This is a genomic window from Bradyrhizobium sp. USDA 4354 (genome assembly GCF_054060315.1).
The window spans coordinates 5,890,996-5,904,267 of record NZ_JBSSDC010000001.1 but is presented as its reverse complement, the minus strand read 5'-3'; the positions used below and the strand labels follow the sequence as shown (position 1 = coordinate 5,904,267).

Sequence of the window (13,272 nt, the reverse complement as noted above, 5' to 3'; positions counted from 1 at the left end):
GTCCGCGTTTGGGTGCCCAAACAAAATCCCCCGGCAGAGCCCTAGCATATTCACACATCTCGGGGCCGGCGGCGTCTTGCCAGATCGTCTGAAGTCTGAATCCATCGGAGCGTTGTGCCGATGGAGCGAGTGATGGAAGGCGGATTGGGACGGTTTGGAGACCGGCGCCTGGAAAAAGGGGGGCCCGTTTGTTGGCCCGCCTTATCAGCGTCGGTCAGTCTGGGATCAGTGTTCGGCGGGTTGGCGGGGATCGAGCTGGCGAGATCCGCATCACGCGTTTCCTTCGCAATCGGCGGGTGACCCCGGAGGAGATGGTGACCACGGCCCGGTTGCGGACCGCAGGGCTGGTCAGAGGTCGCCATGTTCTGGCGATCCAGGACACCACGACCCTGCGAGACGATGGCAAGCTCGACAGTTTGAACCTTCACGCGATGGTCGCCGTAGATGCCGATGACGGGGCATTGCTCGGGCTTGTCGATGCGACGTTCCTCAAACATGTCGGCGGCAAAAAGCGCCGGCGGGCCGTGCGGGCATTTGCGGATAAGGAGAGCCGTCGCTGGCTCGACGCCACCCTCACGGCGGCAGAGTTGGCAGCTCATGGGGCGGAATGTGTGACGGTAGTTGCCGACCGCGAGGGTGACATTTACGAGGAGTTTGCCTGCCGACCTGTCGAGACTGAACTGCTGATCAGGGCCAATTACGATCGAGCTCTGAAGGATGGTGGCACGCTCTACAACTGCCTCGATGACGTGCCAGAACTTGGCCGGGAAGTTATCGACGTATCGGCCAAGCCGGGCCAGATGGCACGTAAAGCCGTATTGGCATTGCGAACGCGGCAGATCAGCCTGCTGCGGCCAAGACGCAAATGCCCAGGTGAAGAGGCCAAACTGCCGAAGGAGGTCACGCTCACGCTGGTGGAGGCGCGTGAGGTCGATCCTCCGGCAAACGTCCCGCCGGTGCATTGGCGACTACTGACGACACACCAAGTGACAACACTGGCGTCTGCGCAGCAGATCACGCACCTGTATCGCCAGCGCTGGACTATCGAGCAACTGTTCCGTCTCATGAAGACCAAGGGCTTCAACATCGAAGCCGTATGTGTGGTCGACGGCGGCCCATTCGAGAACTTGACCGCGGCAACGCTGATCGCAGCGATCCAGGTCCTGCAAATGGTACGAGAGCGCGACGGTGCAGCAAACCGACCGCTCGACGATATGCTTGATCCTAAGGATCGTCCGGCTTTGGAGGCCGTTTGCCGAACCCTTGAAGGCAAAACCGATCGGCAAAAGAATCCGCACCCCTCGGGTTCGCTTGCCTACGCAACGTGGGTATGCGCGCGCCTCGGCGGCTGGACAGGATACTACAGCAAACCAGGCCCCATCACGATCCTCCAGGGCCTATTGGCCCTCAGGGCCATGCTCAGCGGCTGGAGAATCGCTCGCGATGTGTGAATCAACTAGGGCAGAGCCGGGGGCAACGTCATGATCTCTCGCGTCACGCTTGAGAGACTTTAGGAGACCTTGAGGTTCTCCGCGGATGACTTGCCGCGGTTCTCCACGAGGTCGAATTCAACCACCTGGTTCTCATTGAGGGTGGAGAGTCCGGCACGCTCGACGGCGGAGATGTGGACGAACACATCCTTGTCGCCGCCGTTCGGCTTGATGAACCCATAGCCCTTGGTCGGGTTGAACCATTTGACGGTGCCCTTTTGCGGCATCGCTAGTCTCCTCCACTAGATATAAAAAAGACGCGGCCGCTTTTCGCGTGCCACGCCACAAACGGGCTTCCGGAAGTCTGTTCGAGTCTTGAGGGTCAATGTCGCGAAACGCACAGCACAGCGGCCAATTCCGATTGTGTCCAATATTGCAACATGAAAATCGCCCGCTAGCAAGCTGCGCGCGGATTTCAAGACCGGACTAAGTGTCTTCAAGCGCAATTTGCGACCTGTGGCAGCGGAACCACAATCGGTGCAATAGCCTCGGCCGTCATGCGCCAACCGGTTGACCCCTAGTGGCAGTTCGGCACAAATCGCCGCAAGCGTCGCAGACCGTGTTGCTTTTTTGCGCGCCGCCACTTGGCTTCGGGATTCATCGTCATGTGCTGCGCTGCGCAGCTCTCCGGGATACGGCAGACGATCGGGCTGGACAGCGTCCGCCGGATCGCGGCTGCGATTGCGATGGCGTTTGTGCTGGTCGTGATGATGGCGGCAGCGACGCCCGGCTTCGCGCAAAGCCCGACGCCCACCCCAACCCCGACGCCTACGCCGTCACCGACCCCGATCCCGTCGCCGACGTCGACCAATTACGATCAGTCAGCCGGCAGCAGCACACTCAATCTCGGCTCGGGCTTCCTGGAGCGGCTCGGCAATCAGGCATCGAATGGTTTCAACCGGGCGTTCCGCACCAATCCGGGCGGCGGCGGCGCCTCGGCGAGCACGGAAGATCCGCGCTACCGCACCTGGTTCGAGGGCTACGGCCTGTCGGTCCGGACCGATGCCCAAGGCGATTTCGTCGGCGACAAGCGCAAGACCTTTGGCGGCGTCGCCGGGTTCGGCGCGCGGCTCGCACCCGGCGTCAACGTCGGATTCTCCGTCGACCAGAGCCACACCGACATCGACGTGCCGCTGGCGCTGCAGTCCGCAACGCTCGACCTCACTCAGCTCGGCTTCAGCGGCTCGGTCGACAAAGGCCCGTGGACCTGGGCTTTTGCCGTGGTGCACGGTTTCGGCAAGGTCCGTTCCAGCCGCGACACCGGCCTTGGCCTTGCGACCACGGGCTATCGCGCCGCCGTCGACGGCGCGCTGACCGAGATCAGCTATTACTGGACCAAGGACCAGATGCGCATCGTGCCCAAGGGTGCGCTGGAATATGTGCGCGCCACCAGCGCCGCGTTCCAGGAGGCTGGCGGGCTCGATCCGCTCAACGTCGGCTCGACGGCGCTCTCGCGCGCGCGCATCATGATCGGCGCGGAGATCGGCCGCTACTTCATCATCGAGCGGAAGATCCTGGACCTGTCCGCGTACGGCAAGTTCGTCGACAATTTCCACCAGGACCTGGGATCCATTCAGGTCAGCCTGGGCGCCCAGAGCATCATTGTCCCCGGCATCGGCGAGAGCCGTTACGGCGTGGATGCCGGTGCCTCGGCTTCGCTCAGCCTGACCAATGTGGCACGGCTCTACGTCAATTACGACGGCAAGCTCCGCAACGAGCTCACCTCGCACCAGGGCACGGTCGGCTTCGAATATAGATGGTGAGCTGAAACCAGAGCTCCGCTCCGATCGCATCGGTGCGGAGCTCTGGTTGAGTTAGTTGTCTTGACGCGTTTTCTTCACGCGAACCGGCGTCCACTTCGCTCGAAAACGCTCTCGCCTGCGTTTAGGTCGGCGTTGCCGCGACATAGCCCGCCAATCCAAACCCCTCGCGCGCGGCCGTCATCATCGACACCAGCGCGTTCGGATGGATGAACTCGTCGCGGAAGCAGGGATAGGTCCTGGCATCGAAGATCTTCTTCAGCCAGTCGACGACGATCTTGTGACGCTCGGACGTGCGGAACTCCTTGTGATACGTGAGCCAGAGATCGGCGTGGTGGCTGACGCCGAGATCGACGGCAACGAGCCGCGCACCGAGCGCGATCGACACGGTCGGCAGGAAGCCGATGCCGGCGCCGCGCTCCACCGCATAGAGCACGCCGACCGAGGAGTTGGTCTTGATCCCGACGATGCCTTCCAGCGATTGCAAGCCGAGCACGCGGGCATAGGCGCCGTCGTCGATCTGCGGCGCGCTCTGCTTGATGATGCGGTGGTTGTTCAAATCGGCGAGCGTTGCCGGCAATCCGTAGAGGCTTTCGTACTCCTTGGAGACGAAGGGATAGATGTGGAGACGGCCGAGCTTGGCGACGATCAGATCCGGATTGGTCGGCGGCTCGAGCTGGATCGCGATATCGGATTCGAGCCGCGCGACGTCGGCTTGCTCCATCGCGCAGCGAAGATCGACCGTGATCTTGCGGTAGGTCTTCTGGAAGTCGATCAGTCGCGGCAGGATCCAGAAATTGCCGGGGCCTTCCGTCACCGCGACGCGCACGGTGCCTGAGGTGTCGTTCGACGATCGCGAGGCGCGGCGGAAGACGTTGAAGGCGTGACGCTCCATATGCGTGACGTCGGCGATCATCGCGGTGCCTTCATCGCTGAGCGTGAGTCCGCTCTGGTCGCGCAGGAACAGCTTGCACCCGATGCTCTCTTCGAGCCGGTCGATGCGGCGCATCAGAGTGGTGGAGGTGAGCCCGAGCTCTTCGGCCGCATTACGAAAACTTTTATATTTTGCGCACGCTAAAAACAGCTTCAAATCGTCCCAGGACGCGCCCAGGGCTTCTTCACGGTGCTGCATGATCGCAGCACCCCGGTGCAATAACTGCTGCATACTCCTGATCCCCAACCGCTAAGCTCGTGGCCATAGCGGGGCATGAAAGCCTCGAACGATAGAGGCGCGATATGAGTATGGAAAGGGGCTCGTTTGCCGCAAGGCATGATTTCGATGCCTTGCCGCTGAGCCCGGAAATCGATGTCCGGTGCGCGCAATTTTCCGAAATTGCGGCGCTTTCGGAGATGGCGCACCAGCTGGTGCCGGGCGTGCAGATCGGCGCAGTGGAGCTTGCGAGATACTTCACTCTCGATCCTCAGAGTATTCTGACGTTCAGCCGGAAAGGCAAGCTCGTCGGCGGCATGGCCTTCCTGTTCCTCAACGACCGCGGACACGATGCGCTGCTGCTCGACGAGATCTGCCTCACCGCGCCCGAGACGCGTTATCTCGCATCGGCGAACGCAGACGTCGCTGCCATCTACATCTGGGCGATCGCGGCGACGGGCCGCGGCATCGCCGGTCTCGGCAAGGCCGCGGCTCATCTGCGCCAGATAAGGTTTCGCGGCGCTGATTGCTATGCGCAGCCGTCAACGGTGGCCGGACGCGACATCATGAAGGCGACAGGCTTTGCGCCTGTCCCGAGCTTCCAACCCGACCTTTGGTGTTACGAGCGCCCCTGGCATCGGCAGCCGATGCGCATGCCAGGCGCGATCATCCAAGCAAGGAGCTTTGCAGATGCATGGTACTAGGATTCCTCTCGCCAAGCCCTGTTCGCGCGCCATCACCATCCGTCTTGCGCGGGATCCAAGCGATCTCATGCTGGTGACCGCCATCCGCTCGGCGGTCTATCTCGCCGAGCAGGATTGTCCATTCGAGGAGGAGTTCGACGGCAACGACATGGTCGCGGCGCACTTCATCGGCTTCGTCGGCAACGAGCCTGCGGGCTGCCTGCGGGTGCGCTTCTTCGGCGATTTCGCCAAGGTGGAGCGGCTCGCGGTGCGTCACCAATATCGGCGCTCGCGCGTTTCGTTCAAGCTGGTGCAGGCCAGTGTCGACTACGTGAAGCGCAAGGGCTTTCGCAAGATCTACGGCCAGGCGCAGGACCGGCTGGTCGATTTCTGGGCCCATTTCGGCGCCAAGCCGCTTGGTCATAACCGCAAGATCACCTTCTCCGATTTCTCCTACACGGAGATGCTGCTGGAAATCGAGCCGGGCCCGGACGCCATCACGCTGGACAGCGATCCCTATGTGATCATCCGTCCTGAGGGCGATTGGGACCGGCCTGGCGTGCTCGATGCCTCGGCGGGGCGGGCGGTGACCTCGCCGCTGCGGGACCTCGCACTCGCCGACCGCTGAAACGGGTGCAGCTGCGCGCAACAAAATGCTGGCTTCCATCCACGATGATCCGCCGATCCTGGTCTGTGCGGATCTTCAGGTCGAGTATCTGACCCCCGGCCGCCGCCACGTCATCCTCGACGGTGATGCGGCGACGGCGCGCTGCCTGAAACTCCTGACGCTGTGGCGCGGCAATCTGTGGCCGGTGATGCATCTGAAGCGCATCGCGCAGGCGGCCTGGTTCAATCCGGCATCCAGGCTGACCGATTGGATCGCGGAGACCAAGCCGCGGCCGGGAGAGATGACGTTCGAGCACCCGCTGCCGTCCGCCTACAGTTCGTCGCGGTTTGTGGACTATATGTCCAGTATCCGTACCACGCGCTGCATTCTGATCGGCTTTTCCCTGGACGAGACCATCCTGGCCACCGCCATCGAAGGGTTTCACCGCAGTCATCGCTACCATGTGGTCACTGACGCGGTGGCTTGCCGGCAGCCGGGCACCGACGATGGCGCCGCCTACAGGCATGCGGTAGTGAATGTCATCGGGAACTTTGCTACAATCCACTCCAGCGCCGAACTGATCAGCGCCAGCGGCGCCGTTGCGGTGTAGGCGGCCGCGACCGGTGGATGGGGTGACAATTGTCTCGGGGAGACGAGCTCAAGGAGTTGGCGAGCGATTTGTCGCGTGCCGCCGAGCGGGCGCGCAGGCTTGATCTGCCCACGACAGTCTATCTGCTCTCGATGGCGTTGGTGGAGGTGAGGGAAGCCGTTGCGGCCACCGACGATGGGGACGACGACAGCGCAGCGTGAGGGCCGGCCCAGCGCAATCCTGTCATGTGCGGCTTTGTGCATCGCTGCTGAGCGCTTGCTGCCGACGAATTGGCGTTGCAAGTTCTGCGCTGTGGCAATAGCCAAGGTACTTGCCATCGAGTGATGACGCCGGCTGCGCCGGCGCCGTGACGCTTTCAAGGATCTCCGCAAATGTCCATGCTGCCCAATTCGCAAGAGGCCCGGGATGTGGCCTATCAGCTCCATCCCTACACCAACGCGCGCACGCATCAGCAGGCAGGTCCCCTTGTGATCGAGCGCGGCGAGGGCCCTTATGTCTTCGACGCGACGGGCAAGCGCTATTTCGAGGCGATGGCGGGCCTCTGGAGCGTCGGGCTTGGCTTCAACGAGAAGCGACTGGTCGAGGCGGCGCACAAGCAGATGCAGGCGTTGCCGTTCTACCACACGTTCTCGGCCAAATCGCACGGGCCGTCGATCGATCTCGCCGAGAAGCTGGTCGCGCTCGCGCCTGTTACGATGAGCAAGGTGTTCTTCACAAATTCCGGCTCGGAAGCGAACGACACGGTGTTGAAGCTGATCGCCTATCGCTCGAACGCGCTCGGTCAGCCCCAGCGCAAGAAGGTGATCAGCCGCCTGCGCGCATATCACGGCGTCACCATCGCCTCCGCGAGCCTCACGGGCCTGCCGAACAACCACCGCTCGTTCGACCTGCCGCTGCCGAACATCCTGCATACGGGCTCGCCGCACTTCTACAAGGACGGTGCCCCCGGCGAGAGCGAGGAAGCCTTCGCCACGCGACGCGCCGAGGAGCTCGACGCCCTGATCCAGAAGGAAGGGCCGGATACGATCGCGGCCTTCTTCGGTGAGCCCGTGATGGGAGCGGGCGGCGTCATCGTTCCGCCGGCGACCTATTGGGACAAGATCCAGAAGGTCCTGAAGAAGTACGACATCCTGCTGGTCGCCGACGAGGTGATCTGCGGCTTCGGCCGCACCGGCAAGATGTTCGGCTGCGAGACCTATGGCATCAAGCCCGACGCGATGGTGGTCTCCAAGCAGATCACCTCGAGCTATTTCCCGCTGTCGGCGATCATGATGAACGAGCGCATGTTCGAGCCGATCGCGGACGAGAGCAACAAGATCGGCGTGCTCGGCCACGGTTTTACCGCGGGCGGCCATCCGGTCGGCTCGGCGATCGCGCTCGAAAACCTCAAGATCATCGAGGAGCGCGGCCTGGTCGCGCATGCCGCCGAGCTCGGGGCCTACATGCAGGGCCGCTTACGTGAGCTCGCCAGCCATCCGCTGGTCGGCGAGGTCCGCGGCGTCGGCATGATCGCAGCGCTCGAGCTCGTGCTCGACAAGGGACGCAAGACCGCAGCGGCAACGCCGGGCGCTGTCGGCGGCATCGCCAGCCGCATGCTCCAAGAGCGCGGCGTGATCTCGCGCAACATGCTCGATGCCATCGCCATCTGCCCGCCGCTGATCACGACCCAGGCCCAGATCGACGAGCTGGTCACTGCGATCTCAGGCGTGCTGAACGACATGAAGGGCGAAGTGGCGAAGCTGACGCCGGCGTAAGGCCTCTCTCCCGTCATTGCGAGGAGCCGGCGACAAAATTGCGAAGCAATTTTGCGCTGGCGACGAAGCAATCCAGACTGCCTCTGCGAAAAGATTCTGGATTGCTTCGCTGCGCTCGCAATGACGGTGTGGAGGCAGCGAGCCCCAATCTATCACCGTAACCCTGAGGTGGCCGCTTCTTCAGCGGCCCTCGAAGGGCGACGGCCCGGCTGCGGCAGCGGGGTGTTCATCCTTCGAGGCTCCCGTGCGGTGCTTTGCACCGCACGCTTCGCGCTTCCAGCGACAACGGCTTCGCCGTTGCGCGGGGATGACGAGCTAACCGTTGGTCCGCGTGGCGGAACGTTACGCCCGCTGCACCCCGACCACGCGACCCTTCTCGATCGCCAGCGCCAGCTCGCCGCGCTTGAGCTTCAAGGCGGCCTCGCCGAACAGCTCGCGACGCCAGCCGCGCAAGGCCGGCACATCGGCCTCATCGTCCGCGGCGATCTCTTCGAGATCGTCGACGGTCGCAATCACCTTGCTCGCCACCGCGTGGCGCTCGGCGGTCATGCGCAGCAGCACCTTCAACAGCTCGATGATGGCGGCGCCGTTGGAGTTGTTGCGCGGTTTCTCCAGCTTGGGCAGCTTCGTGAAGTCCCGCGCCAGCCCGCGCTCGACCGCGGCGACGATGTCCGCGCCCCATTTGGATTTCTCGAATCCCTTCGGCACCGAGCGCAGATGCGCGAGCTTCTCCAGCGTGGTCGGCGCGTGGGTCGCGATGTCGGTGATCGCCTCGTCGCGCAGCACGCGGCCGCGCGGCACGTCGCGGCTCTGCGCCTCCTGCTCGCGCCAGGCCGCGATCTCCATCAACACCGCGAGGTCCTTGGGCTTGCGCACCCGCGTCTTCAGCCGCTCCCACGCGCGCTCGGGGTGGAAATCATAGGTGCGGGGCGAGGTCAGGACCTCCATCTCGATCGAGACCCATTCGCTGCGGCGGCGCTTCTTCAGGTCGGCGTCGAGCGCGGCGAAGACGTCGCGCAAATGGGTGACGTCGGACACCGCGTAGTGCATCTGCTCCTTGGTCAGCGGCCGGCGCGACCAGTCGGTGAAGCGGTGGGTCTTGTCCGGGCGGTGGCCGGTGACCTTCTCGACCAGCGCGTCATAGGCGATGCTGTCCCCGTAGCCGAGCACCATCGCGGCAACCTGGGTGTCGAACACCGGATGCGGGATGATGCCCGCCTGGTGCCAGATGATCTCGATGTCCTGGCGGGCGGCGTGAAACACCTTCAGCACGCCCTCATTGCCCATCAGCTCGAAGAACGGCTTGAGGTCGATGCCCTCGGCCAGGGCGTCGATGACCACGGCTTCCTCGGCGCTGGCCATCTGCACCACGCACAGCAGCGGGTAATAGGTGGTCTCACGCAGAAACTCGGTATCGACTGTTATGACGGGGTGCTTGGCCAGCCGGCTGCAGGCAGCCGCGAGGTCAGCGGTGGTGGTAATCAAATCCATGAACGGCCCTTGACACTTGATATCAGCCGTTCTGCCGAAAGTGCTGTGATGTCAAGGGGCTCTAAAGCAAATTCGAGCCTTGCATCGGGCCGGAATCGTCTCTTTCCGACCAAATTCCTATTCGTAACGGACCCGCTGCGACGGTTTTCGCGCGCAGGGCAGCGCCACCACGATCACACACATGGCGACCAGAGCCAGTCCCAGGAACTCGAAAACCAACAGATCCACGGCGAAATCTCCAGAAACATGGATAGATTTGTCGGGGGTGCGTTGACGGTCTGTTAATTCTCGTGGTTACCGGCCGTGTCGGCCGCCGCATGGTGGACGGGGAGTTAATGCGGCAAGGTCACCTCACGTCATCAGCTTCGGCAGGGCCGCGGCCAGGGTGTCCACGGCGGTGCGGACCTTTGGCGGCAGCCTGGGCGAACGGGGCCACAGCGCGTGGCAGTCGTAGAGAAATTCGGGCTGGCCGGCGAAGAGACCGACCAGCGCACCGGTGTTGAGGCGTTCGCGAACCAGCCAGTAGGGCAGCCAAGCGAGCCCCATGCCTTGCGCGGCGGCATCGGCGATCGCCTCCAGATCGTCGAGCCTCAGCCTGCCCAAGGGCATGATCTCGCGCGGAAGCTCGCCTTGCTGCGGAAACAGCCACGGCCTGACGCGCCCTGAGCGACGATAGATAATCGCCTGATGTGCGGCGAGGTCGTCGAGCGATTTCGGCTTGCCGTTGATGCGCAAATACGAGCGCGCGCCGCACACCACCATGCGCTGGCTTGCGATGCGCCGCGCGATCAGACCGGACTGGTCGTCGAGATCGCCGGTCCGGATCGCAAGATCATAGCCGGCTTCGATGATGTCAGCGATCGGATCGCCGAAGGAGAGGTCGAGCTCGAGATGCGGATATTTCCGCGCGAGCTTCATCAGCAACGGAGCGATGCAGTGCCGTCCCAGCAGGGCCGGCATCGTCACGCGCAGCCTGCCGCGCGGTTCGGAGAGCTCGTCGGACACGACGGCGTCGGCGGCTTCCGCCTCGGCGAGTACCGCGCGGCAGCGCTCGTAATAGGCCTGGCCAGCCTCGGTCAGGCTCTGGCGCCGCGTGGTGCGGTTGAGGAGGCGGACCCTGAGGCGGTCTTCGAGAAAGCGCACATGCTTTCCGACCATCGGCCCCGACATCTCCAGGGCGTCTGCCGCGGCTGCGAACGAGCCGAGATCGACAGCCCTGACGAACACGGCCATGCTGGTCAGCCGTTTATCCGCTTCCCCTGGGGCGGCATAGCTCCATTCAGTTCAACTGTTTTGGAGTGCATCCATGGCGCGCGCCGTTCGATTTCATCACCATGGTGGTCCCGACGTCCTGCGCATCGAGACCGTCGATGTCCCGCCGCCGGCAACGGGCGAGGTGCAGATCCGGGTCAGGGCACTTGGTCTCAACCGTGCCGAGGCCCTGTTGCGAAGGGGGACCTATATCGAGAGCGCGACGTTTCCGTCGGGGCTGGGCCTGGAGGCGGCAGGCGTCGTCGAAGCGGTCGGGGATGATGTGACCGGCTTTGTGCCAGGCGATATCGTGAGCATCGTCCCGCCGCTGTCGATGGTGCGATGGCCGGCCTATGCCGAGATCGCGACCTTTCCAGCCGAACTCATCGTGAAGCATCCGCCCGAGCTTGGCTTCGAGGCAGCTGCTGCGGTGTGGATGCAGTATCTGACAGCTTATGGTGCGCTGGTCGACATCGCCGGACTTGGGCCAGGGGATATCGTTGTCATCACGGCGGCATCAAGCAGCGTCGGGCTCGCGGCGATCCAGATTGCGAACCGGATCGGCGCTGTGCCGGTCGCCCTGACGCGGACCTCGATCAAGCGGCGGGCCTTGCTCGATGCCGGCGCCACCCACGTTGTCGCCTCGGACGAGGAGCTCATCGGAGCGCGACTGCTGGAGATCGCCGGTTCAAAGGGCGTCCGGGTGGTATTTGACGCCGTCGGTGGTCCCGCGTTCGAGCCGCTGACCGCGGCGATGTCGCCGGGCGGGATCCTGATCGAGTATGGCGGCCTGAGCCCCGAGCCGACGCCGTTCCCGCTCTTCAACGTACTCGGCAAGAGCCTGACGGTGCGCGGCTACCTCGTGCACGAGATCATCCGCGATCCCGCGCGCCTTGCGAAGGCAAAGGCGTTCATTCTCGACGGGCTGTCGGATGGCGCGTTGAAGCCTGTTATCGCCAGGACGTTCCGGTTCGAGGACATCGTCGAGGCGCATCGCTTTCTGGAGTCCAACACGCAGTTCGGCAAGATCGTGGTAACGATCTGAGGTCGCGGTGACGATCTAAGCGCTCCCGAAAACGCGTTCGGCGCCCCGCATGACGGAGCGCCGAAGTTTGTTTGCGCGATGAGGTGCCGGCCTTACGGCAGCTTCAGCGAGGTCTCCGCATTGTACGGCTTCAGCGTCTCGTCGGCAGCTTTCTGGGCGGCGGCGAGGGCCTCCTTCGGCTGCTTCTTGCCGTTCAGGACCAGCATCACCTCGTCCTCGAGGTTCTTGCGGACCGGCACGGTCTTGTAGGTCGCAAACCACGGCTTTGCGACGTCGAGCTGTTCGACGGCGGTCTTGGCGTCCGGGTTCTTGCCCAGGAATTCGACCATCTCAGGCGTCTTGTAGGCGGCCATGTTGGGCGCGAAATAGCCGGTGGCGCGGCTCCACCAGGCGCTCTTCTCGGGCGAGGTCATCCACTTGATCAAGGTCCAGGCGGCCTTCTGCTTGTTGGCTTCGAGACCAGCCGGAACGATCAGCGAGGCGCCGCCGATCGGCACGGCGTTGCGGACGTTGCGCGGGATGAAGGCGACCTTGTAGGCGAACTTGGCGTTGTCGCGCACGTAGGTGAGCGAGCCCGTGGACAGCATCATCATCGCGGCGTTGCCGGAGATGAAGGAGGTGCTGACGGCAGGCCCAGGCGTGGCGCCGGGCGCGTGCACCTTGTGCTTATAGATGAGGTCGTTCCACCAGGTGAGCGCGCCGAGCATCGAGGGCGTGTCGTAATAGACCTCGCCGCCGAACTCCTCGTTGTAGTAGCGCCCGCCATTGCTCATGGTGAGCGTTTCCATCATCCAGCCGCAATAGTCGTAGGCGCAGGGGATCGCGATGCCCCATTGGGTCACCTTGTCGCCGTCGCGCTTGGTCAGCTTCTTGGCCCAGTCGGTGACCTCGGCCCAGGTCTGCGGCGGCTTGCTCGGATCAAGGCCCGCTTCCTTGGCCTTGTCGGCATTGATGTAGAGCAACGGCGTCGAATTGTGGAACGGCACGCCGTAGACCGAGCGGTTGATCACGGCGTTGCCCTGCAGCGCCGGGAAGAATTGGCCCAAGAACTTCTCCTTGGTGATACCGTCCGCAGCGATCAGGCTGTCGAGATTGGTGAGCTCGTTCTCGATCTGCATGTCGAGCAGGAAATTCGCCGACATGATCACGGCCGCCGGCGGCTTGCCGGCCTTGATCGCGGCGCGCGTCTTGATCAGCGTGTCGTCGTAGGAGCCGGTGTAGACCGCGGTCGCCTTGACGTCGGGATGGGTCTCGTTGAACTCCTTGATCAAGGTGCCCATGTCGCGGGCGAGCTTGCCGTCGACGGGGACGGGGAAGAACAGGTCGACCTCGGTCGGACCTTCGCCAGCGAGGGCCGGGAGGGCGAGGGCGCCTGCCATAGTACCTGCCATGGCAAGGCCGAGCATGAGCCTGCGGAAGAGCAGCATCGGA

Annotated in this window: 13 protein-coding genes; 8 read left to right on the top strand and 5 right to left on the bottom strand. The window is 63.6% G+C overall.

Going from position 1 to position 13,272, the window contains the following annotated elements; genetic code table 11:
- Positions 1 to 191 precede the first annotated feature (191 nt).
- The gene (locus tag ACVIIV_RS27545; protein ID WP_456746947.1) at positions 192 to 1,451 is read left to right on the top strand and encodes an IS4 family transposase; all 1,260 of its coding nucleotides are present in this window, start codon (positions 192 to 194) and stop codon (positions 1,449 to 1,451) included.
- 59 nt (positions 1,452 to 1,510) lie between these two features.
- On the opposite strand, the gene ACVIIV_RS27540 is transcribed toward ACVIIV_RS27545, so the two are convergent.
- Positions 1,511 to 1,717: a cold-shock protein gene (locus tag ACVIIV_RS27540; protein WP_024338088.1), complete on the bottom strand. Its 207-nt coding sequence runs from the start codon at positions 1,715 to 1,717 to the stop codon at positions 1,511 to 1,513.
- Positions 1,718 to 2,095: 378 nt separating this feature from the next.
- Between ACVIIV_RS27540 and ACVIIV_RS27535 the strand changes: the two genes are divergently transcribed.
- Positions 2,096 to 3,253, top strand: coding sequence for an autotransporter outer membrane beta-barrel domain-containing protein (locus ACVIIV_RS27535; protein WP_456748843.1), 1,158 nt, complete (start codon positions 2,096 to 2,098; stop codon positions 3,251 to 3,253).
- A gap of 121 nt (positions 3,254 to 3,374) precedes the next feature.
- Here ACVIIV_RS27535 and ACVIIV_RS27530 read toward each other — a convergent pair whose 3' ends face one another.
- Positions 3,375 to 4,415, bottom strand: coding sequence for a LysR family transcriptional regulator (locus ACVIIV_RS27530; RefSeq protein WP_456746946.1), 1,041 nt, complete (start codon positions 4,413 to 4,415; stop codon positions 3,375 to 3,377).
- Between the two features lie 71 nt (positions 4,416 to 4,486).
- Between ACVIIV_RS27530 and ACVIIV_RS27525 the strand changes: the two genes are divergently transcribed.
- The 5 genes from ACVIIV_RS27525 to ACVIIV_RS27505 all read left to right on the top strand — a co-directional run bounded on the left by ACVIIV_RS27525 (position 4,487) and on the right by ACVIIV_RS27505 (position 8,054).
- Positions 4,487 to 5,104, top strand: coding sequence for a hypothetical protein (locus ACVIIV_RS27525; protein ID WP_456746945.1), 618 nt, complete (start codon positions 4,487 to 4,489; stop codon positions 5,102 to 5,104).
- Complete coding sequence (locus ACVIIV_RS27520) at positions 5,091 to 5,711, top strand: GNAT family N-acetyltransferase (protein ID WP_456746944.1); 621 nt, start codon at positions 5,091 to 5,093, stop codon at positions 5,709 to 5,711. Before ACVIIV_RS27525 ends, ACVIIV_RS27520 begins: the two co-directional genes overlap by 14 nt.
- 25 nt (positions 5,712 to 5,736) lie before the next feature.
- Entirely contained in the window at positions 5,737 to 6,300 is a 564-nt protein-coding gene (locus ACVIIV_RS27515) for an isochorismatase family protein (protein ID WP_456746943.1), read from the top strand.
- Between the two features lie 29 nt (positions 6,301 to 6,329).
- Positions 6,330 to 6,500 (top strand): hypothetical protein, encoded by a 171-nt coding sequence (locus ACVIIV_RS27510; protein ID WP_456746942.1) that lies wholly within the window; start codon positions 6,330 to 6,332, stop codon positions 6,498 to 6,500.
- Between the two features lie 171 nt (positions 6,501 to 6,671).
- The gene (locus tag ACVIIV_RS27505) at positions 6,672 to 8,054 is read left to right on the top strand and encodes an aspartate aminotransferase family protein (RefSeq protein ID WP_456746941.1); all 1,383 of its coding nucleotides are present in this window, start codon (positions 6,672 to 6,674) and stop codon (positions 8,052 to 8,054) included.
- Between the two features lie 342 nt (positions 8,055 to 8,396).
- Here the strand turns inward: ACVIIV_RS27505 and rnd are convergent, their stop codons facing one another.
- Both rnd and ACVIIV_RS27495 read right to left on the bottom strand, forming a co-directional pair.
- Entirely contained in the window at positions 8,397 to 9,545 is a 1,149-nt protein-coding gene (gene rnd / locus ACVIIV_RS27500) for a ribonuclease D (RefSeq protein WP_456746940.1), read from the bottom strand.
- 351 nt (positions 9,546 to 9,896) lie between these two features.
- On the bottom strand, positions 9,897 to 10,778 hold the full coding sequence (locus ACVIIV_RS27495) for a LysR family transcriptional regulator (protein ID WP_456746939.1): 882 nt from the start codon (positions 10,776 to 10,778) through the stop codon (positions 9,897 to 9,899).
- A 73-nt stretch (positions 10,779 to 10,851) separates the two neighbouring features.
- Here ACVIIV_RS27495 and ACVIIV_RS27490 point away from each other — a divergent pair, with 73 nt between their 5' ends.
- Positions 10,852 to 11,841: a zinc-dependent alcohol dehydrogenase family protein gene (locus ACVIIV_RS27490; protein ID WP_456746938.1), complete on the top strand. Its 990-nt coding sequence runs from the start codon at positions 10,852 to 10,854 to the stop codon at positions 11,839 to 11,841.
- 92 nt (positions 11,842 to 11,933) lie between these two features.
- On the opposite strand, the gene ACVIIV_RS27485 is transcribed toward ACVIIV_RS27490, so the two are convergent.
- Complete coding sequence (locus ACVIIV_RS27485; RefSeq protein WP_456746937.1) at positions 11,934 to 13,268, bottom strand: ABC transporter substrate-binding protein; 1,335 nt, start codon at positions 13,266 to 13,268, stop codon at positions 11,934 to 11,936.
- Positions 13,269 to 13,272 lie beyond the last annotated feature (4 nt).